Raw genomic sequence first — 22,558 nt, forward strand, 5'->3', positions numbered from 1 at the left:
CGGGCCCTGGGCCTACGGTGCCTGCTCGAGCGGGGTGGTCGCGAGGATGTCGACGACGAAGACGAGCGTCTCGTTCTGCAGCGCATTGCCCTCGGACGCGCCGTAGCCGTCCTTCGGGGGCATCGCCACGACGACCTGCGATCCGACCGTCTGGCCCTCGAGAGCCATTTTGAACCCCGTCACGACTCCGGTCGTCGGGAACTGGGCCGGCTCCGCGTCGCGGCTCCAGCTCGAGTCGAACTCGCTGCCGTCCGACCATTTCACGCCGCGGTACTGCACGGTGACGAGGTCGCCCTCTCCGACGGTCGCGCCGTCGCCCTTCTTGAGCACGGCGACCTCGGTCTCGGTCGGTGCGTCGCCGTCGGGGATCGTGATGGTGGGAGCGCCGGCGTCGTCCAGCTCGACCGTCGGGAAGCCCTCGGTGGGCTCCTGGTCGGCGCCCGAGGCCACAGTCGGCAGCTCGTCGATGGTCTCGACGTAGAGCACGCTTGCGTTCGCGCCCTGCTGGGCTGCGGGGAGCGTCAGCACGACGCTGGAGCCCACGGGCAGGCACTCGGCTGCGACCGTGAAGACGGTCGACTGCGTCGGGTCGACCATCTGCTGCGGCTGCTGCACGGCCAGAAGAGCGCCGAGCACGCCGTCGGGTCCGCGCTCGGAGGTGCTCAGCACCTCGTTGGTCGCGGCGTCGACGAGCTGGTACCGCAGCGACACGAGATCGCCGGGGTGCACCTCGTCGCCGTCGCCTTCGGAGATCACGGTGCGCTGAGCCTCGGTGAACTCCGTGCCGGAGGGCACGGTGACCTTCGCATCGGCGCCCGAGCCCTCGACCGTGACGGCGTCCGAACCGGCGCCCGAGGCGAGATCGGCGAGGCAGGAGCTGTCCGGGGCCGATGTCGGGTCGGCGGTGGAGTCGGGTTCCGCGTTGCCGGCACAGCCTGCGAGGAGCAGGGTGGCCGCGGCGACGGTGGACAGGACGATGAGCGGACGCTTGCGCACAGTGAGACCTCAAGATCGCGGGCGGGACACCTCATCATGCCCCATGGCCCTTTGTCCACGCTGGGAGGCGCGCGCCCAGGGCTTCATTCCCGAGGAGGCATGGATCCGGAGGTAACCTGCTCTGATGACGTCAGAGCAGTCCGTCGAGCCCGATTCCTCGCCCGCGGAGCCGGAGCAACCCCGCCACGCAGGTTTCACGTACGCTCTCGGCCGCAGCCTGATCAGTCCTCTTGCGCGGGTCGTCTACCGTCCGCATATCGAGGGCCGCGAGAACGTGCCGCGTACGGGCGCTGTGATCTTCGCGAGCAACCACCTGTCGTTCATCGACTCCATCGCGATCCCCGTGGCCGCGCCGCGCCCCGTGCATTTCCTCGCCAAGTCGAGCTACTTCGAGGGAACCGGTGTGAAGGGCTGGCTCAGCAAGACCTTCTTCGAATCGATCGGCGCGATCCCGGTGCGTCGCGGCGCTGGGCAAGCTGCTCTCGACGCTCTCGATCTTCAGCGTCAGCTGCTCGACGACGGCCTCGCCGTCGCGCTGTACCCCGAGGGCACCCGCTCAACCGACGGTCGCCTCTACAAGGGACGGACGGGCGTCGCGTTCCTCGCCCTGCAGACCGGTGCTCCCGTCGTCCCCGTCGGGCTGATCGGCACGGACAAGGTGATGCCGGTCGGTGCCAAGCTTCCCACGCTCACGGAGCGGATCACAGTGCGCTTCGGCGCCCCACTCGACCTCTCGCCGCACGGCCCCGCCTCGAGCGGCCGCGCTCGTCGGCTCGCGACCGACGAGATCATGGCCGCGATCCACGCGCTCTCCGGTCAGGAACTCGCCGGGGCCTACAACGAGGCTCCGGCGCAGAACACGATCGAGAAGATCAAGCAGGTCCTCCCCCACGAGCGCCGCTGACGCTCGCAGCATTCGTCAGCACGATTGCGGGCGTCTTCACGCCTGCGCGGTGACAGTGGCCTCGTGTCGCACGGGGAAGTTCATCGAGTTGGCGATGAAGCACCACTCGTTGGCCTGAGCGTGGGCGCGCTCGGCCGCCTCGACCATCGACGCGTCTGCGACGACGACCTCTGGACGCAGCATCACCTCGATGAACGCGCCGCCACCTGCGCCGTTCTCCCGCATGAGGCCCGAGGCCGTGTCGCGATACGACACCACGACGACGCCCGCGGTGACGCACGCATGCAGGTACGACAGCAGATGGCATTCCGACAGCGAGGCGAGGAGGAGATCCTCCGGGTTCCATCGCGAGGCGTCGCCGCGGAACGGCTTGTCCGATGAGGCGAGGATGTCGGGCTTGCCCTCGACCTCGAGGGTGACGTCGCGTCGGTAGTCCCGGTACCCGCTGGTGCCAGTTCCGGTGTTCCCGGTCCACGTGGAGGTGAGGGCGTAGCGGTGCTCGCCGAGAGCCACGGATCGATCTGCCATGACCTCAGTCTGCCAGCAGGGTCCGACATCGCGCTCCGACCGACGATCGGAGCGCGATGCGGCGACGATATCCTTGAGTGGTGCCCGAGACTCTCACCGTTCAGGATTCCGTGGAACTAGCCGTCGTCGAGCGCAGCGGATTCGTCGAGTCCCGCCATGCGGGCGCCGCGGTCGTGCTCTCCCCCGACGGCGAGGTCATCGCCCGGTACGGCGACGCGGACGCGCTGATCCTCCCCCGATCGAGCCTCAAGCCGCTGCAGGCCGTCGCGTGCATCACGGCGGGCGCCATCCTCGAGGGCGAGCAGCTCGCACTGTCGACGGCGAGCCACGTCGGCACCGACCGGCACGCGGCAGTGGTGCGCGACATCCTCACCGAGGGCGGTCTCACCGAGGACGACCTCGAGTGCCCCGTCGCCTGGCCGACGGACACGGCCACCCGCGACGCGATGGTGCGCGAGCACGACCAGCAGGCGCGCATCCGCATGAACTGCTCCGGCAAGCACGCGGCGATGCTGCGGGCGTGCGTCGCCACGGGCTGGCCGACGAAGGGGTACCTCGACCCGTCCCATCCTCTGCAGGTGCACATCCGCGAGGTGGTGGAACGTCTCACGGGCGAGAAGATCGCGCACACCTCGATCGACGGATGCGGTGCGCCCGTGCATGCGCTCACTCTCACCGGCCTCGCCCGTGCCATCCACCGCATCGGCAGCGCTTCTGACCGCTCGCCGTTCGCCCTGCACCGTGTCGCCGGCTCCCTGGTTCGTGCGGTGCGCGAGCACCCCTGGACGATCGAGGGCCCGGGACGACCCGACACGATCGCGATCGAGACGCTCGGCGTCTTCACGAAGGGCGGCGCGGAAGGCGTCATGGTCATGGTCGCGCCGGACAACACCACCGTAGCTCTGAAGATGCTCGACGGCTCGGCACGCGCGTCGACGCTCGTGGCGGCCACCCTGCTGCAGCGCGCCGGCGCCCTCACGGACGCAGAGCTGACGAAGCTCGACTCGTCGCTGGCGCTGAGCGTTCTCGGCGGCGGTGTCGAGGTGGGCTCGATCCGCGTATCGCCCGTCATCTGACGCGCGCGGCGGTCCGCACCGCCGGACAGGCGTTCCCGAGCGACGCGTCACGGGACCAGGGCATCGACGACGAACCGGCGCGGCCTCTCGGCGCCGACCACCGACCACACCCGTCCGGCGTGGACGAGAGCGTAGGGCGGCAGATCCCGCACACCCACGAGGTGGCGCAGCTCGGGAGCGTTCTCGGCTCGCACGAGGATCTCCCCTTGCTCGCGCGCTCGTTGCCACAGCATCCGCTGGCGCTGCCAGACGTCGGCCTCGCCGACCAGGATCCAGGGTGGGCCCTCCTCTCCCCTCTCGCTGAGCGAAAGAGCGTCCTCGGCTCGCGTCACCCTCGAATCGGGGAAGCACAGCTGCAGAGTCTTCACGACCGCCGCGGCACCGGCGGTGATGATCGCGGTCAGTGGACGGGACGGCGCCCACGAGCGCGTGCTCCGCACCATCCGTCGACGCGACGTTGCACGAGGCGGTTGCTCCGGTGTCCACACCAGCTGCACCTCGCGGCCGTCGATGAGCGCCCGCCCCGGCGGACGGTCACGCTCGAACGTCGACGCGTCACCACCCGCTGCGACGTGATCGGCGCGACTCGGCAGCTGCAGCAGCGCGCGACGTGGCAGCAGCTCGAGGATCCGCGTCGCGGGGCCTCCCCATCGCGATGCGCTCAGTGCCACGCTCGTCCCGGCGTCGCCGCGCAGCAGCCGCTCCCACATCTGCAGGAACGCGACGGCATACTCCGACGGCAATGCGCCGAGCAGCGCATCGATGTCATCGCAGAGGATCAACGCGGGACGGGCAGAGGGGCGCTCGACGAGTCCGGCCACGGTGTCCCATGCCCCTTCGGGATCCGCGGGCACCCAGATGGCCTCGGCTTGCTGACGAGCGAGTGCTCGCAGCACCGAGGTGCGTCCAGAGCCGCTCTGTCCGATCACGGCCACCCCACGCTCGGCGCCCGGGCGGAGCACCTCGAGCGGCTGGTCCTGCAGAGCGGGAACGTCAGCGCGGCCGAGCACCATCGCGCCCGCAGGCACCTCCGCCTCGATCTCAGTCAGCGGGACCATCGCCGGGAGCGCCGGCAGCCACGGGCTGACGGACGGCGCCGCGGTTCGCCACGAGTCTCCGATGCGCGCCACGTCGTCGCTCGTCGTGAGGGCGACGCGCAACGGCACGGGCTTGTCGTCGCTCGGCCGTCTCGCGAACCCGAGTCCGCGTGCGTCCGGTCCGCCGGTGATGCGGGCGGCGTCGTCCGTGCCGATCACAGCGCGGCTGTCCGCGGCCTCGCCGACGCGGAGGCTCACCCGCAGCGGGCAGTTCGCAGCCAGTGCGTCACGGATGACCCCCGTCGCGCGCTGGGTGCCGAGCACGAGGTGCATGCCGAGGGCGCGGCCCCGGGCAGCGATGTCGGTGAAGACGGCGGCGAGCTCGGGGTGTTCCTGCAGCAGAGCCGCGAACTCGTCGATCACGATGACGAGACGCGGCATCTGGACGTGTCGTATGTCTCGGGCTCCGGCGCGAGCGAGCACCCCCTCGCGACGACGGAGCTCGGCGGTGAGGCTGGTCACGCCGCGCACGGCTCCCCGCCCGTCCAGATCGGTGATGACGGCGGCGACCTGGGGCAGCGCGCGCAATGAATCGAAGGCCGTGCCTCCCTTGAAGTCGGCGAGCACGAACACCACCTCCTCCGGACCGTGGCGCGCAGCGATCGCCGTCACCCACGTGACGAGGAGCTCGCTCTTGCCCGAACCGGTCGTTCCCGTGACGACCGCGTGCGGACCGTCCTCGACGATGTCGACGACCACGCCCGCCCCGCGGCCCCGCCCTATCGCGGCCGGCAGGCCGTGGGGTGCGCGGCTCTGCTCGAGATCGGCGAACGCCACCGCCCGGGGGATCTCCTCTTCCGGCGCATCGTCGACGGTGATGGAGATTCCGATCATGGCGGCCTGCTCGACGGAGAGGTACTCGGGTGCCACATCGGTGACGCCGTCCGGAGTGCGCAGCGATGCCCGACCCGAGCTGTCGAGATCCACCACGGCGGCCACTCCCTCGGGCACGGGCTGGTCCGGGGCGAGCACCCACAGCACGGCATCCGCGTCCGGACGTTCGTCATCCACTCCGGCGATGCCGAGCCGGAAGGCTCCGCGCCTCGCCGAGGTCGCCTGCGGAAGGGGCGCGAGGCCCACTTCGGCGACGGCATCACCGACCACGGCGAGCTGGGTGGTCCCGAACCGCAGACAGAGCTGCACGACGAGCGCACGAACCATGGCAGCCGCCCTGACCCGACCGCCACGAACCGCCAGGCCGGCGCCGATCGGCACGGCGACCGGGACGCGGTCGATCACAGCGCATCGACCGCGGAACTCCCTGGCCCGCTCTCCATCGTCACCCGAGGCCCGCAGGGTGCTCGGTCGCTCTCCGGCGCCGACGACGATCGTCGTCGACGGGTCGAGAGCCGTCGATGTCCGGAGCGGTGGGGTGAGTACCGCCGCGGCGACATCGGGCTCACGGTGCCGGCGCCGCGTGCGCTCGTCAGCCTGCCGCTCGGCGAGCTCCTCCTCCGCCCGACGCCACCCGTCCTCCCAGACGGTCTCGGCCCGCACCGTCGCCTTGCGTCGCGACCGCCGGCCCTCGATCAGGGAGGCGCCGATCATGAGCGGCCCGAGAGCAGCGAAGCAGAGCGAGTACACCGATCCCGTGACGAGCCAGAGTACGACGCCGGCCGCGACCGGGATCAGCGCGGCCAGGAACGGGATCGGCTGCTTGGGAGGCGTCGTCGGCGAGGCGGGAAGCGAGATGGGCAGTGAGTCCATCTCCCCAGTGGACACCCTGTGACACGCCGATCCGGCACTGTCCACAGGGGGCGACGCACTATTGGGAGATGTCCGAATCCGTGGAGGAGAGGTCGTCGTCGACCTGAACGATGACGAGCGTCACGTTGTCGCGTCCGCCGTTCTCCAGGGCAGCGTTCAGCATCGCATCGACGGCCGCGGCAGGGTCGGCGTTCTCCCGCAGGAAGTGCTGGATGCCGTAATCCGTGAGCTCCTTCGTGAGGCCATCCGAGCAGATCACGAAGCGGTCGCCGGCGCGGACGTCCAGCGTGACGTAGTCGGGCGGTGTCAGCTCGCTCGCGCCCACCGCTCGAGTGATGACGTTGCTGTAGGGATGCCCTTCGGCCTCCTCGGGGCTGATCTTCCCCGCGGCGATGAGCTCCTGGACGACCGAGTGGTCGGTCGTCACCTGGATCAGGCGATCGTCGCGAAGCAGGTAGACGCGCGAGTCACCGATGTTCAGTGCGACCCAGCGCGGCTGCTCGTCGTCGAGCTCCAGGAAGACGCCGGTCAGCGTCGTCCCCGTCCCCTCATCCGTGGCCTCGGGGTGATCAGCGATATCGCCGACTGCGAGCGCCAGCGCCCGCTCGATCTCGTCGCGCTGCACGAGACCCGCGGTCACCATCGCCTCGAGTCGCTTGATGGTGCTCTGGCTCGCGATCTCGCCGCCCGCGTGCCCACCCATGCCGTCGGCGACGATGAAGAGCGGGTACTCCGCGAAGAACGCGTCCTGATTCGTCTCGCGGCGGCGTCCCACATCGGTGACGCCGGCCCACGACACCACCAGAGGGTGCCGCGAAACAGTGACGCTCTGCGTCTTCGTCGTCGTCTCAGCCACTCGTCGCCTCCGAAATGCCTCTGAGTCGGGCCGCCCCAGGGTACTCACACATCGTAGTGGACGCGGCGACGCGCGCATGTGCGCCCCCGTATCCTCCGGAAGCACCGACACGGCGCTGGAACGTGAGCATGCCTCCACGCTATCGTCTCCCTCCGACCATCAGGCCCCGGGAACGCGAAAGAGCCTCCGACCGGAGTCGGAGGCTCTTCGTGCACTGCGACGCCGGATCAGGCCGGCGGCGGAGTGGGGTTCGTGGGCGGCGCGGGAGGCGCAGCGGGCGGAGCGGTCGGCGGCGCCGGTGGCACCTGCGGCGCAGCGGGCGGAGCCGACGGCGCTGCGGGCGGCACGTCAGGGTTCGACGGGGCCGCGGGAGGCGCGTAGCCGGGCTGCGCGGGCGGGGTGTAGCCGGGCTGCTGCGGCGGGGCGTAGCCCTGCTGCGGCTGACCGTATCCCTGCTGGGGCTGACCGTAACCCTGCTGCGGCTGGCCGTATCCCTGCTGCGGCTGACCGTATCCGGGACCCGCGACCGCGCTCGGCTGCGTGGGGACACCGTCCCAGACCGTCCTGTCGGCGAAGAAGCCGTTGCCGGCCCACGGCGCCGGAGCGATGTTCGGGTTCCAGCGCGACTTGTCGAACGCGTTGATGCCCAACCACACGATGCCGAGCAGCACCCAGAGGATCACCCAGACGGCGTCCTTCTGCAGCTTGAGGCCGATGCGCCAGGCCGCGAGTGCCAGGACCACGGCGAGAGCGATACCCGTGAGGAAGTTGAGGTACGGGATCAGCGAGAGTCCGATGGCGATGAGCACCACCCACGGCGACAGGTCTCCGAGCTTCGCGAAGACCATGTAGTTGTACACCGGCACCCAGGCGCGCCACTTGCCCTGCACGCCGGCCTTGTCGAAGATCTTCATGAGGAAGAAGGCGACGAGGACATAACCCACGATCGCGATGAGGAAGCCTACGAGCGCCAAGATGCCGAAGACGGCGGCGGCACCGGGCCCGTAATAGTAATCGTCGTACATTGATCCCCTCCGAAATGGGACTGATGGGGGCGCTGGCCGCGCCGCGTCACCACCATATCGGTGTGCCGATATGGTGGGCAACGACACACGCGGGGAGAAATCCCCACGTCGCAGCGGGCGTCATTCCGCGACGACGAGCTCCAGGGTTCCCCGATCCGACCCGTCGCGCAGCACGACCCCTCGCGACTCCGCCCACGTCCGGAGCGCGCTCAGCGAGCGGATCCGCGGCCGATCCTCGGCGAGGCCGCGCACGAGCATGCCCTTCGACTTCTTGTTGAAGTGGTTGAGTGCCTTGCCGTGCTCGGTCACGACACGCACGTACGCCGAGTCGACCTCCGCCGGGATCGGCCCGAGCGCGGCGTACGCCTCGCTGCGCAGGTCGAGCAGGAACTCGGGCTGCTCGGCCGCGATCGCCGCGCTCGTCGCCTCGGCCCAGTGCCGCCGCAGCGGCGGGATCCCCGGAAGCGACGTCCCGGCGGCGAGTCGATAGGCGGGGATGCTGTCGAGGGCGCCGACCGGGCCGAACGGTGCCGAATGGATCCACACGTGCGATGCGAGCCAGCGCCGGGACGCCGTCGGCAGCGAGGTCGCATCGAGCGCGTCGTAGAGCACCCCGGTGTAGCGGTCGACGGCCGGCAGGGTCGGAGCGGACAACAGCTCGCGGTTGTGCGCGATCTCACCCACCTGCTTGTCGCTGAGCTTGAGGACGCGCTGCGCCTCGGCGGGATCGCCGGCGAGACGGACGAGCGCATCGGCCACCGCTCGACGCTCGTCGTGCAGCTTCGAAAGAGAGAGCGCTCGCAGGTCGAGCGGCGCGCCGGCGCCTCCCGGACGCTTGGTCTCCGAGGGCGGGAGCAGGATCTTCATGGCGCCTCCGCGGGCACAGACGAGTCCGCCCCGGCACCGATGAGGATGCCGAGGCGGACGCGTCGAGTGTTGCTGATCAGGAGATGAGGGCGGCGTTGCCGGCCACGATCGTCAGGTCGTTCCCCTCCATGGAGAGGAATCCATCCTGCGCGTTGGCGAGCACCTTCGACCCATCGGTCTGGGTGATCCGGACCTGGCCCTCGGCGAGGATCGCCAGCACCGGCTCGTGGCCGGACATGAAGCCGATCTCACCCTCGACGGTCTTCGCGACCACGAGGCTCGCTTCTCCCGTCCAGACCTCCGCGTCGGCGGAGACGAGGCTGACGTGCAGGGCCATGGTCAGCCGTTCTCCTTCTGGATCTTCGCCCACTGCTCTTCGACGTCGGAGATGCCACCGACGTTGAAGAAGGCCTGCTCGGCCACGTGGTCGAAGTCACCGCGGGTGATCGCGTCGAACGACTCGATCGTGTCCTTCAGCGGCACGGTCGAACCCTCGACACCCGTGAACTTCTTCGCCATGTACGTGTTCTGCGAGAGGAACTGCTGGATGCGACGTGCACGCGACACGACGATCTTGTCTTCCTCGGAGAGCTCGTCGACACCGAGGATGGCGATGATCTCCTGCAGCTCCTTGTTCTTCTGGAGAATCTGCTTGACCGTCGTGGCGACGCGGTAGTGGTCCTCGCCCAAGTAGCGGGGGTCCATGATGCGCGACGTCGAGGTCAGCGGGTCGATGGCCGGGTACAGACCCTTCGACGCGATCTCACGGGAGAGCTCGGTCGTCGCGTCGAGGTGCGCGAAGGTCGTTGCCGGAGCCGGGTCGGTGTAGTCGTCGGCCGGCACGTAGATCGCCTGCAGCGAGGTGATCGAGTGACCACGCGTCGAGGTGATGCGCTCCTGGAGGAGGCCCATCTCGTCGGCGAGGTTCGGCTGGTAGCCCACGGCGGAAGGCATGCGGCCCAGAAGGGTCGACACCTCAGAACCGGCCTGCGTGAAGCGGAAGATGTTGTCGATGAAGAGCAGCACGTCCTGCTTCTGCACGTCGCGGAAGTACTCCGCCATCGTCAGGGCCGACAGGGCGACGCGCAGACGCGTCCCCGGCGGCTCGTCCATCTGGCCGAAGACGAGGGCCGTCTTGTCGAAGACTCCCGCCTCCTCCATCTCGTGGATGAGGTCGTTTCCCTCACGCGTGCGCTCACCGACGCCGGCGAACACCGACACACCACCGTGGTCCTGCGCGACGCGCTGGATCATCTCCTGGATGAGGACGGTCTTGCCGACACCGGCTCCGCCGAACAGACCGATCTTTCCACCCTGCACGTACGGGGTCAGGAGGTCGATCGACTTGATGCCGGTCTCGAACATGGTGGTCTTCGACTCGAGCTGGTCGAAGTTGGGCGCCTTGCGGTGGATCGGCCAGCGCTCCGTGACCTCGATGGTCTCACCGGGCTCGCCGTTGAGGACCTCGCCGATCACGTTGAAGACCTTGCCCTTGGTGATGTCACCGACGGGGACCGAGATGGCCTCGCCCGTGTCGCGGACCTCCTGGCCGCGGACGATGCCGTCCGTCGGCTTCAGGGCGATGGCGCGCACCAGGTCGTCGCCGAGGTGCTGAGCGACCTCGAGCGTGATCTCGGTCGACTCGTCGCCGATGGAGATCGTGGTCTTGAGGGCGTTGTAGATGTCGGGGATCGAGTCGTGCGGGAACTCGATGTCGACAACCGGACCGTTGACGCGTGCGACGCGCCCGACGACCGCGGTCGCCGGCTGGTCAGCCGTGGCGGTGGTGGTCATTTTCGTCTCTTTCCTGGTGGTCTTAGCTGGAGGCGAGTGCGTCGGCGCCGCCGACGATCTCAGCGATCTGCTGCGTGATCTCCGCCTGACGCGCGTTGTTGCGCAGACGGGTGTAGTCGGTGATGAGCTTGTCGGCGTTGTCGCTGGCGGACTTCATCGCCTTCTGCGTCGCAGCCTGCTTGGCGGCGGACGACTGCAGGAGGGCGTTGAAGACGCGGCTCTGGATGTACACCGGCAGGATCGCGTCGAGAACGGTCTCGGCATCCGGCTCGAACTCGTAGAGCGGGTAGACGGTGCTCCCGGCCTCCGAGTCGTCGGCCTCCGTGATCTCCAGCGGCAGCAGACGGACGGACTCCGGCGACTGCGTCATCATGCTGACGAAGCGGTTGTACACGAGGTGGATCTCGTCGACGCCGCCCTCGTCCGCGCCGCGCGAGAAGGCCTCGAGCAGCGTGGCCGAGATCTCCTCCGCGGTGTGGAACGACGGGGTGTCGGTGTCACCCGTCCACTCCGCAGCCGCCTCGATACGACGGAACTGGAAGTACCCGACGGCCTTGCGGCCGATGAGGTAGAACACCGGCTCCTTGCCCTGCTCGCGCAGGAGCGAGGCCACCTCGAGACCCTCACGGAGGATCTGCGAGTTGAAGGCTCCGGCGAGACCGCGGTCCGACGAGAAGATCACGACCGCGGAGCGGCGGATGTTCTCGGGCTCACGGGTGAGCGGGTGATCGACGTTCGAGTGCGTCGCGACGGCCGACACGGCCCTCGTCACGGCCCGCGCGAAGGGGCTGGACGCCTTGACGCGTGCCATCGCCTTCTGGATGCGCGAAGCCGCGATGAGTTCCATCGCCTTCGTGATCTTCTTGGTCGTCTGAGCAGAAGAGATCTTCTGCTTGTAGACCCTGAGTTGAGCGCCCATGAATCAGTTCCTCACGCGATTACGCGCGACGACCCTTGACGATCTTCTCCTGGTTGACGTCCTCGGCCTCGGCCGCAGCGTGCTCCTCGTGACCAGGGGCGCCGATGGCGTGACCCTTGCCGCCCTGGAACTCCAGGATGAAGGCATCCGTCTGCTTCTCGAGCTCTGCGACCGTGGCGTCGTCGAGGACGTTGGTCTCACGCAGAGTGTCGAGCACCGAGGTGTTGCGACGCAGGTAGTCCAGGAGCTCGCGCTCGAACCGCAACACGTCCTCGACCTCGATCGAGTCGAGCTTGCCGTTGGTTCCGGCCCAGATCGACACGACCTGCTCCTCGACGGGGTACGGCGAGTACTGCGGCTGCTTCAGCAGCTCGGTCAGACGCGCACCGCGCGAGAGCTGGCGACGGGAAGCGGCGTCGAGGTCGGAGGCGAACATCGCGAAGGCCTCGAGCGAGCGATACTGCGCCAGCTCGAGCTTCAACGTTCCCGAGACCTTCTTGATCGACTTGACCTGAGCGTCACCGCCGACTCGCGACACGGAGATACCCACGTCGACCGCCGGACGCTGGTTGGCGTTGAAGAGGTCGGACTGCAGGAAGATCTGGCCGTCGGTGATCGAGATCACGTTGGTCGGGATGTACGCCGAGACGTCGTTGGCCTTCGTCTCGATGATCGGGAGACCCGTCATCGATCCGGCACCGAGCTCGTCGGACAGCTTCGCGCACCGCTCGAGCAGACGCGAGTGCAGGTAGAACACGTCACCCGGGTAGGCCTCGCGGCCCGGCGGACGACGAAGGAGCAGCGACACGGCGCGGTACGCCTCGGCCTGCTTCGACAGGTCGTCGAAGATGATCAGGACGTGCTTGCCGCCGTACATCCAGTGCTGCCCGATGGCCGATCCGGTGTAGGGGGCGAGGTACTTGAAGCCGGCGGGGTCGGATGCCGGAGCAGCCACGATCGTGGTGTACTCCAGAGCGCCGGCCTCTTCGAGCGCGCCCTTCACCGAAGCGATGGTCGAGCCCTTCTGGCCGATCGCGACGTAGATGCAGCGGACCTGCTTGTTGACGTCGCCCGACTCCCAGTTGGCCTTCTGGTTGATGATCGTGTCGATCGCGATGGCCGTCTTGCCCGTCTGGCGGTCGCCGATGATCAGCTGACGCTGACCGCGGCCGACGGGGATCATCGCGTCGATGGCCTTGATGCCGGTCTGCATCGGCTCGTGCACCGACTTGCGCTGCATGACGCCGGGGGCCTGGAGCTCGAGCTCGCGGACGCCCTCGGTAGCGATGGCGCCGAGGCCGTCGATCGGGTTGCCGAGCGGGTCGACCACGCGGCCGAGGTAGCCGTCGCCGACGGGGACCGAGAGGACCTCGCCCGTACGGGTGACTTCCTGACCCGCCTCGATGCCGGTGAAGTCGCCGAGGACGACGACGCCGATCTCGTGCTCGTCGAGGTTCAGCGCGAGACCCTTGGTGCCGTCGGCGAAGGTCACGAGCTCGTTCGCCATGACGCCGGGCAGTCCCTCGACGTGGGCGATGCCGTCGGCCGCGTCGATGACGGTGCCGACCTCGGTCGCCGCAGCCCCGGTGGGCTCGTATGCCGCGGCGAAGTCCTTCAGCGCGTCACGGATGACGTCGGGGCTGATCGATAGTTCTGCCATTGTCTTCCCTTTGTATCTGGGTGCGCGGTTCCCCGCGCGAAGTCGTGTTAGCCGGCGAGCTTCTGGCGAAGATCGGCGAGACGGGCGGAGATGCTTCCGTCGATGACGTCATCGGCGATCTGCACGCGCAGGCCTCCGACGACGGCGGGGTCGATGACCTCGTTGAGCGCCACGGTTCCCTCGTAGCGACGCGAGAGCGCGTCGCTCAGCCGGGTGCGCTGAGCCTCGGTGAGCGACTTCGCGGTGTAGACCGTGGCGACGACGCGGTCGCCCTGGCTGGCCACGATGCGCATAGCGCGGGACAGCAGCTGGCGCACGCGGCGCTCGCGGGGCTGGCGCACCAGCGACGAGACGATCAGCGCAGTCGGGGCGCTGGTCGCTCCGCCTGCGAGCAGACGGTCGATCAGCGAGCCCTTCGCGTCTTCTCCCCCGAGCCGGCTGCCGAGCGCGAGCTCGAGCTCCGGGTTCGCGGCCACCACGCGGGTGAAGCCGAAGAGCTCTCCCTCGATGTCGGCCTTCGGGTCGGCGAGTGCCGCGGCGCGGATGGCGAGCTCCTCGATGCCGTCCGTCAGCTCGGAGGCCGACGACCAGCGCTCGGCGACAGCCGCCTTGAGAACGCTCTGCGTGTTCTGCGAGAACCCGCCGAACACCGCTGCGACGACGTTCTGTCGCGCCACGGCCGCGGCCGCGGGGTCGGCGAGCGCGCCGCTCAGCTGGGACGACTCGGCCACGGCGCGGGCGGCTGCGAACAGCTCCTGCGCCGTGTCGAGGGTGACGTCCGTCGCTGCGGCAAGCGCCTGAGTGGATGCCGCGAGTGCCTGAGTGGTCGCGCTGCCCATTACTGAGCCGCCTTCTCGGATGCTTCGAGGTCGGCGAGGAAGCGGTCGACGACGGCCGTCGCGCGAGCATCGTCGGAGAGGGTCTCTCCGACCACGCCGCCGGCGAGGTCGATCGCGAGCGTGCCCACCTCGCTGCGGAGCGAGACGAGAGCGGTCTGACGCTCGGCCTCGATCTGCGAGTGCGCTGCGGCCGTGAGGCGAGCGGCCTCGGCCGCCGCCGTCTCCTTGGCTTCGGCGACGATCTTCTTGCCGTCCTCGCGGGCGGCCTCGCGGATCTCTCCGGCCTCGGTGCGAGCCTCGGCGAGCTGACGCGTGTACTCCTCGAGCGCGGCCTCAGCCTGCTTCTGAGCCTCGTCGGCCTTGGCGATGTTGCCCTCGATCGCGGCGGAGCGCTTGTCGAGCATCGCCGTGAAGCGGGGAAGGGCGACCTTCCACACCACGACGAGGATGACGATGAACCACAGGCCCGACCAGATGATGTCGTACCACGCGGGGATCAGCGGGTTGTGCGCCGCCTCACCCTCAGCCGCGAGGTTCGTGACAAGAGCGTTCAGCATCCTGTCTCCTTCAGAAGTCGGTTCGGATTACGGGAAGGGGATGAATCCGACGGCGATGCCGACGAACGCAAGCGCCTCGGTGAAGGCGATACCGATCCACATGAGGACCTGCAGGCGACCGGCCAGCTCGGGCTGACGGGCGACGCCCTCGATGGTCTTGCCGACGACGATGCCCACACCGATGGCCGGGCCGATGGCTGCGAGGCCGTAGCCGACCGCCGCGATGTGACCGTTGATTTCAGCGAGAACCGTAGTAGCGTCCACGGGTTTTTCCTTTCGTTGGGTGGGAAGGCAGTTTTGCCGACCCGCTCAGTGCTCTTCTGCGACCGCGAGCTGGATGTAGACCGCGGTGAGGACGGTGAAGACGTATGCCTGCAGGACGGCCACCAGGATCTCGAAGAGGGTGAAGGCGCCGCCGAAGGCGAGGGTTCCGATACCGAGGGCGGCCCAGCCGCCCCCAGCGGTGAAGAAGAAGAACTGGGTGGCCGCGAAGCACAGCACCAGCAGCATGTGACCGACGACCATGTTCATCAGGAGTCGGAGCATCAGCGTGACCGGACGGATGATGAACGTCGAGAGGAACTCGATCGGGGTCACGATGAAGTAGACCGGCCACGGCACGCCCGAGGGGAACAGCGCGTTCTTGAAGAAGCCGCCGGGGCTCTTCTTGATGCCGGCGTAGATGAAGGTGACGTAGCTGACCAGGGCGAGCGTCAGCGGCACGGCCGCGATGCTGGTGCCAGCGATGTTCAGGAACGGGATGATGCCCGTGATGTTCATGAACAGCGTCATGAAGAAGATCGTGGTGAGGATCGGCAGGAAGCGGTTGCCGTCCTTGCGGCCGAGCAGGTCGTGCGCGATGCCGCCGCGGACGAAGTCGAGACCCATCTCGACGACGCTCTGGAAGCGGCCGGGGACGACCTTCATACGGCGCGTGCCGAGGACGAGCAGCAGGACGACGACGATCACCGAGAGCAGCTGCACCAGGTGGATCCGGTGCACGGGGATCCCCGCGACGGTGAAGAGGATCTCCGGGAAGAACTCGTCGATCGAAGGTCCGTGGAACTCGCCGTCGGAGGCAAGTCGGGGCATCAGGGTCGCAGCAAGATTAAACAGCGCGGGCTCCAGCTTCGGGGCACCGGATCGGACCGGGGCGACGATGGTCGGTGTGCTTCTGCGCAAGCGCTCGCGGGCGAGCGGCGGGCACGACTCAACACTATCAGAATAAAGGGTGTCCTAAGACCGCGCGGAGTCCTCTGCAGGCCCGTCCTCGGTGCTCTCGTCCCGCACGAGGTGGTGACGGCCGGGGGCACGGTCCTCGGGCACCACGGTCGGCAGCTCGACCCGCGGGGCCCGGTCGGCCGGGGCCTCGGTGGGGAGCGACGCGTCACTGACGTTGGGGAGCCGCATGCGGGTCAGCACGACCACGTCGATGCCCAGCGAGACGATCACGCCGGCGACGATCGACAGGAAGAACACCATCGGCTGGATCCACGGCTGACCGCTCAGCACGATCATGATCACGACGAACAGCCCAAGCTTGAGGAGCCATCCGCCGAGCACGATCGCGAAGAAGAACTGCACGTAGAGCGGATCGCCGAACCAGCGGTTGGCGATCAGGATGCTGAGCGCCGTGATGCCGAGGAACAGCATCGCGAGCACGACGCCGAGCAGGCCGCTGACGAGGCCCTCTCCCCCGCCGACGAGGAGGCCCACGAGGCCCGCGACGACAGCGAGCGCCACCATCGCGACAGCGGACCAGACGAGGGTCCTGCGCAGGATCGGATTGCTGGACACGGGGTTCGGGCTCATCAGGACTCCAGGGAGGTCGGGTCGGGCTCGGGGGCTGTCGCCGGCTTCTTGCGACGGGAGGGCATGAGGGTGATGACGAGGCAGGCGGCGATGCCCACCACGCCGAAGGCGACGCCGGGGAGGTACTGCCCCGGCCAGTCCTCGCGAGCGCCGACATACATGAGCAGCACCGCGAACGAGATGATCGCCGTCCACGCGTAGAAGATGAGGACGGCGTCGCGGTCGCGGTGGCCGAGATCCAGCATCCGGTGATGCAGGTGCTTGCGGTCGGGCGAGAACGGGCTCTTGCCGGCGTTCATGCGTCGGAGCACGGCGAGGCCGAAGTCGAGCAGTGGCAGCAGCACCACCAGCAGCGGCAGGAGGATCGGGATGAACGCACCGAGCAGCTGCGAACGCCCCAGTCGTTCGAGGTCGAGAGCCGATGGTTCCAGCTGACCGGTGACGGCGACCGCCGAAGTGGCCATGAGAAGGCCGAGCACGAGCGCACCCGAGTCGCCCATGAAGATCTTCGCCGGACTCCAGTTGAAGGGCAGGAACCCGATGCACGCGCCGATCAGCACCGCGGCGAGGAATGACGCGAGGTTGAAGTAGCTCGACGCTCCGGTGTCACGGGTGAGGATGTACGAGTAGGCGAAGAAGACGCCGTTCGCGATGAGGCAGACGCCGGCGACGAGACCGTCGAGTCCGTCGATGAAGTTGACGGCGTTCATGACGATCACGATCGCGAACATCGTGATCGTGATGCTGAGCCAGCTCGAGAACACGATCAGGTCGCCGAACGGCAGGGAGAGGATCTGCAGACCACCCCCGACCGTGATGATCCCGGCGGCGAGGAACTGCGCGCCGAGCTTGATCATCCAGTCCAGGTCCCAGAGGTCGTCGACGACGCCGATGATCGCGATGAGGAGCGCGGCGGCGAGCACCGACCACATGGTCTGCGGAGGCATCCAGATCGTCGCGAAGAACGGGTTGAACGCCGAGATGCCCATGGCGGCGGCGATGCCGAGGAAGATCGCGACTCCCCCGAGTCGCGGCTTCGGCGTGGTGTGCACGTCGCGCTCGCGGATCGCCGGATACAGCTTGAACCGCAGGCTCACCTTCAGGACCACCCACGTGAGCGCGAACGTGATCGCGGCGGTGATGAGGACCGTGAAGAGGTACTGCTTCACGAATCCCCGTCCGCTTCGTCGCTCGGCGCGGGCTCGAGCAGATCGCCGAGCACCTCTTCGAGCCGCTCCCGGCTGACGGCGCCCTGGCGCAGGATCCGCGCGCGACCCGTCGCCTGCTCCATGCCGCGCGGAACGAGCGAGGTGGCGTCGACGATCGTGGAGGCGATGCCCTCGCGGCTGATGCCGTCGGCGAGGTACACCGCCACGCTGTCGCCCAGCATCCGCTCGGCGTCGTAGGCCGAGATCGCGGCGTCGCGCCCGGTGAGATTGGCGCTCGACACCGCGAGCGGTCCCGTCTCGGCGAGGAGCTCGAGAGCGACCCGGCCCTCCGGCATCCGCACGGCGACCGTTCCCTGCGTCTCTCCGAGATCCCAGACGAGAGACGGCTGCGCGGGCAGGACGATCGTGAGACCGCCGGGCCAGAACTCGTCGACGAGTCGCTGGACCGGTTCTGGCACCGACTCGGCGAGGGCGACCAGAGTGTCCTTCGCGCCGATCAGCACGGGCGGCGGCTGGTTGCGGCCCCGCCCCTTCGCGTCGAGGAGCCGCTGCACGGCGGCGGGCGAGAAGGCGTCGGCGGCAACGCCGTAGACGGTGTCTGTGGGCATGACGATGAGCTCGCCCCTGGCGATGGCCTGGCGCGCGTGACGCATGCCGGCGAGGAGCTCGGACTCGTCGCCGCAGTCGAAGATGGTGGACATGACCTTCCGATTCTAGACGGCGGGCGCCTGTGCGACCGGTGACGACGCCGTCACGGGCGCAGGGCCGTCGTCGCCCTGTCGCGCAGCGTCAGATCACGGTGGGTGGCGGCCGCGCGCCAGCCGTCACGGGTGAGGATGCTGCGGATCTCCTCCCCCTGCAGCTCGCCGTGCTCGATCACCAGCAGACCGCCTGGTCGCAGCAGTTCGAGTGCGCGGATGCTGAGCACGCGCACGATGTCGAGGCCGTCCTCCCCTCCGTACAGCGCCATGGCCGGATCGAACAGACGCACCTCGGGGTCGCGCGGCACTGCGGCGTCCGGCACGTACGGCGGGTTCGAGATCACGACGGATGCCGTGCCGTCGAGATCCCGGAACGCCTCGCCCAGGTCCTCGTTCACGAGCGTCAGGTTCGCCACGTCGCTCGTGTTGCGCTCGGCCCACGGAAAGGCGTCCGGTGAGAGCTCGGTCGCGAAGATCCGCGAGTGCGGCACCTCCGTGGCCATGGCGAGGGCGATCGCGCCGGACCCCGTACCGAGATCGATGCCGATCGGCGCGAGCTCGGGCGCCGCGAGCAGCGCGTCGATCGCGAACTGCACCACGGTCTCGGTCTCCGGCCGCGGCACGAAGACCCCGGGTCCCACGGCCAGCTCGAGGTGGCGGAAGGGCGCGGTGCCGGTGATGTGCTGCAGCGGCTCCCGCCTCTCGCGACGGGTGACGAGTGCGTCGAGCGTCGCGGCATCCGCGTCCGATACGGCGTCGCCCCTGATGGTAGCCGCCTGCACCTCCCCGCGGCGGATGCCGAGGACATGCCCGGCCAGGAGCTCGGCGTCGACCAGCGGATCGGGGACGCCCGCGGCGGCGAGCCGCGCTGCGGCGGCGCGCACGAGAGCGGCGAGAGAGGTGTCGGGCATGCCCTCCAGCGTAGAGCGCCGCACCCGTCACATTGCCTCCCCGCACCGGTCGCTCGCCTAGGCTGGAGCCCAGTCACCCGCACAGGAAGGCGCTCTCATGCCCGGCATCCACTCCGACATCACCACGGCGTTCGGCAACACCCCGCTGGTCCGCCTCAACCGGGTGACCGAGGGCCTCGACGCCACGGTGCTCGCGAAGCTCGAGTTCTACAACCCGGCCTCGAGCGTCAAGGACCGCCTCGGGATCGCGATCGTCGACGCCGCGGAGGCGTCGGGCGAGTTGAAGCCCGGCGGGACGATCGTCGAGGCTACGAGCGGCAACACGGGCATCGCCCTCGCGATGGTCGGCGCCGCGCGCGGCTACAAGGTCATCCTCACGATGCCTGCGTCGATGTCGAAGGAGCGCCGGATGCTGCTGAAGGCGTTCGGCGCCGAGCTCGTGCTCACCGACCCCACCAAGGGCATGACCCACGCGGTCGCCGAGGCGGAGGCGATCGCGGCGAAGACGCCAGGCGCCGTGCTCGCCAAGCAGTTCGCGAACGAGGCGAACCCGGCGATCCACCGCAAGACCACCGCGGAGGAGATCCTGCGCGACACCGACGGGCACGTCGACTACTTCGTGGCCGGCATCGGCACCGGCGGAACCATCACCGGCGTCGGCCAGGTGCTCAAGGAGCGCGTCCCCGGCGTCAAGGTCGTCGCCGTGGAGCCCAAGGACTCCCCGATCCTCACCGAGGGCCACCCCGGGCCTCACAAGATCCAGGGCATCGGGCCGAACTTCGTGCCGCCGATCCTCGACCGCGAGGTGCTCGACGAGGTCATCGACGTGACGTTCGACGACGCGATCCGCGTCGCCCGCGAGACCGCGGCCGGCGAGGGCATCCTCGTTGGCATGTCGAGCGGTGCCGCGATCTGGGCCGCTCTCGAGATCGCGAAGCGTCCGGAGGCCGCCGGCAAGACCATCGTGGTGATCATCCCGTCTTTCGGCGAGCGGTACCTGTCGACAGCTCTGTACGAGCACCTGCGCGAGGCCTGATCCGCCCGATGAACGTCATCGGTCGACTGCGCGAGGACGTCGCCGCCGCGCGTCTTCGCGACCCCGCTGCGCGGAGCTCCCTCGAGGTCGCACTGCTCTACCCCGGACTGCACGCGATCTGGGCGCACCGGGTCTGGCACGCGCTGTGGCGCCGTCGCCTGCGGCTGCTCGCCCGCACCGGCTCTCAGGTCTCCCGGTGGCTGACCGGCATCGAGATCCACCCCGGAGCACGCATCGGGCGACGGTTCTTCATCGACCACGGCATGGGCGTCGTGATCGGCGAGACGGCCGAGATCGGCGACGACGTCATGCTGTACCACGGCGTCACGCTCGGCGGCCGGACGCGCGACTCGGGCAAGCGGCACCCGACTCTCGGCGACGGCGTCGCCGTCGGAGCGGGAGCGAAGATCCTCGGACCGGTGACGATCGGGGCGCACTCGGTGGTGGGCGCGAACGCCGTCGTCACCCGCGATGCGCCGGCCGACAGCATCCTCGTCGGCGTCCCGGCCAAGCCCCGGGGCCGCACCGTCGGAGAGGACACGCGGGCGTTGCTCACCGCGCCCGAGTACTCGATCTGACGAGGCGTCGGGTCAGCGGCGACGGCGCTCCTCGCGAGGCTTCCTGAGGAAGAGCCGCGGCAGCAGCACGCTGCCAAGGGCGGTGATGATCCACACGATCAGCGCGCCGAGCAGCCATCCGGAGGCGTCGACGATGCGGAGGCCGCCGAACGGCAGCAGCACGACCACGACGAGGGCGACAAGGGTCGAGATGACCCCGATACCCCCCATCAGCACGGGCGCATAGCGATCGGCGAGCCGGCTCGCGATCGGAGCGAGGATGCTCTGCACGACCGCGAACACGACGATGCAGAGCACGAAACCCCACCACCGGTCCCACTGGATGCGGAACCCGTCGAGCAGGAGGTCGGCGACGATCAGCCCGAGGGCGGCGGATGCCAGGTACAGCGCCGCACGGAACAGGAACGCGATCACGACCCGAGCCTAGCGCCCGGGTGCGCGCGACGTCAGCCCTCCGTGCCCACCGCGGCGAGCCGTGCCTCTTCGTCGGCCTGGATCGCGCTCTCGATGATCGGCTCGAGGGCGCCGTCCATGACCTGGTCGAGGTTGTACGCCTTGAATCCCGTGCGATGGTCGGCGATCCGGTTCTCGGGGAAGTTGTAGGTGCGGATGCGCTCCGAGCGGTCCATGCCGCGGATCTGCGACTTGCGGGCGTCAGAGGCCGCGGCATCCAGCTCCTCCTGCTGCTTCGCCAGGAGACGCGCACGGAGCACGCGCATGGCGGCCTCGCGGTTCTGCAGCTGCGACTTCTCGTTCTGCATCGAGACGACGATCCCGGTGGGCACATGCGTGATGCGCACCGCGGAGTCGGTGGTGTTCACCGACTGACCGCCCGGCCCCGACGACCGGAACACGTCGATCTTCAGGTCGTTCTGGTTGATCTCGATCTCGTCGGGCTCGTCGACCTCGGGGAAGACGAGCACGCCGGTGGTCGAGGTGTGGATGCGGCCCTGCGACTCCGTCGCCGGCACGCGCTGCACGCGATGCACGCCGCCCTCGTACTTGAGGTGCGCCCACACGCCCTGCGCCGGGTCGGACGACGAGCCCTTGATCGCGACCTGAACATCCTTGTAGCCGCCGAGGTCGGACTCGTTGCGCTCCAGGAGCTCGGTCTTCCAGCCCTTCGACGCGGCGTACTGCATGTACATGCGCAGCAGATCGGCGGCGAACAGCGCCGACTCGGCGCCGCCCTCCCCCGCCTTGATCTCCATGATCACGTCGCGGGCGTCGTCGGGGTCTCGCGGGATGAGCAGACGACGCAGCTTCTCCTGCGCGGCCTGCAGCCCCTGCTCGAGCACCGGCACCTCGTCGGCGAACGCCTCGTCCTCGCGCGCGAGCTCGCGCGCGGCCTCCAGATCGTCGGATGCCGCGACCCACGCCTCATGCGCCGCGACGATGCGCGACAGCTCGGCGTAGCGCCGGTTCACGCGCTTGGCACGTGCGGCGTCGGCGTGCACCGCCGGGTCGGAGAGCTCCTCCTGCACCCGGCGGTGCTCGTCGATCAGAGTCTGGACGGACTCGAACAC

At 68.9% G+C, this 22,558-nt stretch carries 24 protein-coding genes; 4 read left to right on the plus strand and 20 right to left on the minus strand.

The window, feature by feature from the left end:
* Positions 1–12: 12 nt before the first annotated feature.
* Positions 13–996: an FKBP-type peptidyl-prolyl cis-trans isomerase gene (locus AUC47_RS07810; RefSeq protein ID WP_096714658.1), complete on the minus strand. Its 984-nt coding sequence runs from the start codon at positions 994–996 to the stop codon at positions 13–15.
* A 124-nt stretch (positions 997–1,120) separates the two neighbouring features.
* Between AUC47_RS07810 and AUC47_RS07815 the strand changes: the two genes are divergently transcribed.
* Positions 1,121–1,900 (plus strand): lysophospholipid acyltransferase family protein, encoded by a 780-nt coding sequence (locus tag AUC47_RS07815; RefSeq protein WP_096714659.1) that lies wholly within the window; start codon positions 1,121–1,123, stop codon positions 1,898–1,900.
* 36 nt (positions 1,901–1,936) lie between these two features.
* Here AUC47_RS07815 and AUC47_RS07820 read toward each other — a convergent pair whose 3' ends face one another.
* Positions 1,937–2,428: an OsmC family protein gene (locus AUC47_RS07820; protein ID WP_096714660.1), complete on the minus strand. Its 492-nt coding sequence runs from the start codon at positions 2,426–2,428 to the stop codon at positions 1,937–1,939.
* 80 nt (positions 2,429–2,508) lie between these two features.
* Here AUC47_RS07820 and AUC47_RS07825 point away from each other — a divergent pair, with 80 nt between their 5' ends.
* Complete coding sequence (locus AUC47_RS07825; RefSeq protein WP_096714848.1) at positions 2,509–3,504, plus strand: asparaginase; 996 nt, start codon at positions 2,509–2,511, stop codon at positions 3,502–3,504.
* 47 nt (positions 3,505–3,551) lie between these two features.
* Here the strand turns inward: AUC47_RS07825 and AUC47_RS07830 are convergent, their stop codons facing one another.
* The 16 genes from AUC47_RS07830 to prmC form a co-directional block, all read right to left on the minus strand.
* On the minus strand, positions 3,552–6,308 hold the full coding sequence (locus AUC47_RS07830; protein ID WP_096714661.1) for an FtsK/SpoIIIE domain-containing protein: 2,757 nt from the start codon (positions 6,306–6,308) through the stop codon (positions 3,552–3,554).
* 58 nt (positions 6,309–6,366) lie between these two features.
* Positions 6,367–7,164, minus strand: coding sequence for a PP2C family protein-serine/threonine phosphatase (locus AUC47_RS07835; protein WP_179297560.1), 798 nt, complete (start codon positions 7,162–7,164; stop codon positions 6,367–6,369).
* Positions 7,165–7,391: 227 nt separating this feature from the next.
* Positions 7,392–8,189: a large exoprotein gene (locus AUC47_RS16730; protein ID WP_179297561.1), complete on the minus strand. Its 798-nt coding sequence runs from the start codon at positions 8,187–8,189 to the stop codon at positions 7,392–7,394.
* Between the two features lie 120 nt (positions 8,190–8,309).
* Positions 8,310–9,056, minus strand: coding sequence for a YaaA family protein (locus AUC47_RS07850; RefSeq protein ID WP_096714663.1), 747 nt, complete (start codon positions 9,054–9,056; stop codon positions 8,310–8,312).
* A 76-nt stretch (positions 9,057–9,132) separates the two neighbouring features.
* Positions 9,133–9,393, minus strand: a complete 261-nt coding sequence (locus tag AUC47_RS07855) for a F0F1 ATP synthase subunit epsilon (RefSeq protein ID WP_096714664.1) — start codon at positions 9,391–9,393, stop codon at positions 9,133–9,135.
* A 2-nt stretch (positions 9,394–9,395) separates the two neighbouring features.
* The gene (gene atpD / locus AUC47_RS07860; protein ID WP_096714665.1) at positions 9,396–10,850 is read right to left on the minus strand and encodes a F0F1 ATP synthase subunit beta; all 1,455 of its coding nucleotides are present in this window, start codon (positions 10,848–10,850) and stop codon (positions 9,396–9,398) included.
* 22 nt (positions 10,851–10,872) lie between these two features.
* The gene (locus tag AUC47_RS07865) at positions 10,873–11,769 is read right to left on the minus strand and encodes a F0F1 ATP synthase subunit gamma (protein WP_096714666.1); all 897 of its coding nucleotides are present in this window, start codon (positions 11,767–11,769) and stop codon (positions 10,873–10,875) included.
* A gap of 19 nt (positions 11,770–11,788) precedes the next feature.
* Entirely contained in the window at positions 11,789–13,429 is a 1,641-nt protein-coding gene (atpA, locus tag AUC47_RS07870; protein WP_096714667.1) for a F0F1 ATP synthase subunit alpha, read from the minus strand.
* Between the two features lie 47 nt (positions 13,430–13,476).
* Positions 13,477–14,268 carry a F0F1 ATP synthase subunit delta gene (locus tag AUC47_RS07875; protein WP_096714668.1) on the minus strand — a complete coding sequence of 264 codons (792 nt, stop codon included), beginning with the start codon at positions 14,266–14,268 and terminating at the stop codon, positions 13,477–13,479.
* On the minus strand, positions 14,268–14,825 hold the full coding sequence (locus AUC47_RS07880) for a F0F1 ATP synthase subunit B (RefSeq protein WP_096714669.1): 558 nt from the start codon (positions 14,823–14,825) through the stop codon (positions 14,268–14,270). The genes AUC47_RS07875 and AUC47_RS07880 overlap by 1 nt, the downstream gene beginning before the upstream one ends.
* A 27-nt stretch (positions 14,826–14,852) precedes the next feature.
* Positions 14,853–15,089: an ATP synthase F0 subunit C gene (gene atpE, locus AUC47_RS07885; protein WP_067115091.1), complete on the minus strand. Its 237-nt coding sequence runs from the start codon at positions 15,087–15,089 to the stop codon at positions 14,853–14,855.
* Positions 15,090–15,134: 45 nt separating this feature from the next.
* Positions 15,135–15,917, minus strand: coding sequence for a F0F1 ATP synthase subunit A (gene atpB, locus AUC47_RS07890; RefSeq protein WP_096714670.1), 783 nt, complete (start codon positions 15,915–15,917; stop codon positions 15,135–15,137).
* Positions 15,918–16,061: 144 nt separating this feature from the next.
* Positions 16,062–16,637: a hypothetical protein gene (locus tag AUC47_RS07895; RefSeq protein ID WP_096714671.1), complete on the minus strand. Its 576-nt coding sequence runs from the start codon at positions 16,635–16,637 to the stop codon at positions 16,062–16,064.
* Positions 16,637–17,806, minus strand: a complete 1,170-nt coding sequence (locus AUC47_RS07900) for a glycosyltransferase family 4 protein (protein WP_096714672.1) — start codon at positions 17,804–17,806, stop codon at positions 16,637–16,639. Before AUC47_RS07900 ends, AUC47_RS07895 begins: the two co-directional genes overlap by 1 nt.
* On the minus strand, positions 17,803–18,507 hold the full coding sequence (locus AUC47_RS07905; RefSeq protein ID WP_096714673.1) for an L-threonylcarbamoyladenylate synthase: 705 nt from the start codon (positions 18,505–18,507) through the stop codon (positions 17,803–17,805). The genes AUC47_RS07900 and AUC47_RS07905 overlap by 4 nt, the downstream gene beginning before the upstream one ends.
* 50 nt (positions 18,508–18,557) lie before the next feature.
* Positions 18,558–19,418, minus strand: a complete 861-nt coding sequence (prmC, locus tag AUC47_RS07910) for a peptide chain release factor N(5)-glutamine methyltransferase (protein ID WP_096714674.1) — start codon at positions 19,416–19,418, stop codon at positions 18,558–18,560.
* 97 nt (positions 19,419–19,515) lie between these two features.
* Here prmC and cysK point away from each other — a divergent pair, with 97 nt between their 5' ends.
* Together cysK and epsC are read left to right on the plus strand one after the other, a co-directional pair.
* Positions 19,516–20,454 (plus strand): cysteine synthase A, encoded by a 939-nt coding sequence (gene cysK, locus AUC47_RS07915; protein ID WP_096714675.1) that lies wholly within the window; start codon positions 19,516–19,518, stop codon positions 20,452–20,454.
* A gap of 8 nt (positions 20,455–20,462) precedes the next feature.
* Complete coding sequence (epsC, locus tag AUC47_RS07920; protein ID WP_096714676.1) at positions 20,463–21,032, plus strand: serine O-acetyltransferase EpsC; 570 nt, start codon at positions 20,463–20,465, stop codon at positions 21,030–21,032.
* 12 nt (positions 21,033–21,044) lie between these two features.
* Here epsC and AUC47_RS07925 read toward each other — a convergent pair whose 3' ends face one another.
* Positions 21,045–21,446: a phage holin family protein gene (locus AUC47_RS07925; protein ID WP_096714677.1), complete on the minus strand. Its 402-nt coding sequence runs from the start codon at positions 21,444–21,446 to the stop codon at positions 21,045–21,047.
* 32 nt (positions 21,447–21,478) lie between these two features.
* The gene (gene prfA / locus AUC47_RS07930; protein ID WP_096714678.1) at positions 21,479–22,558 is read right to left on the minus strand and encodes a peptide chain release factor 1; all 1,080 of its coding nucleotides are present in this window, start codon (positions 22,556–22,558) and stop codon (positions 21,479–21,481) included.

This window comes from Microbacterium sp. SZ1, from assembly GCF_002362255.1.
In the GTDB taxonomy this organism is placed as follows: Bacteria; Actinomycetota; Actinomycetes; order Actinomycetales; family Microbacteriaceae; genus Microbacterium.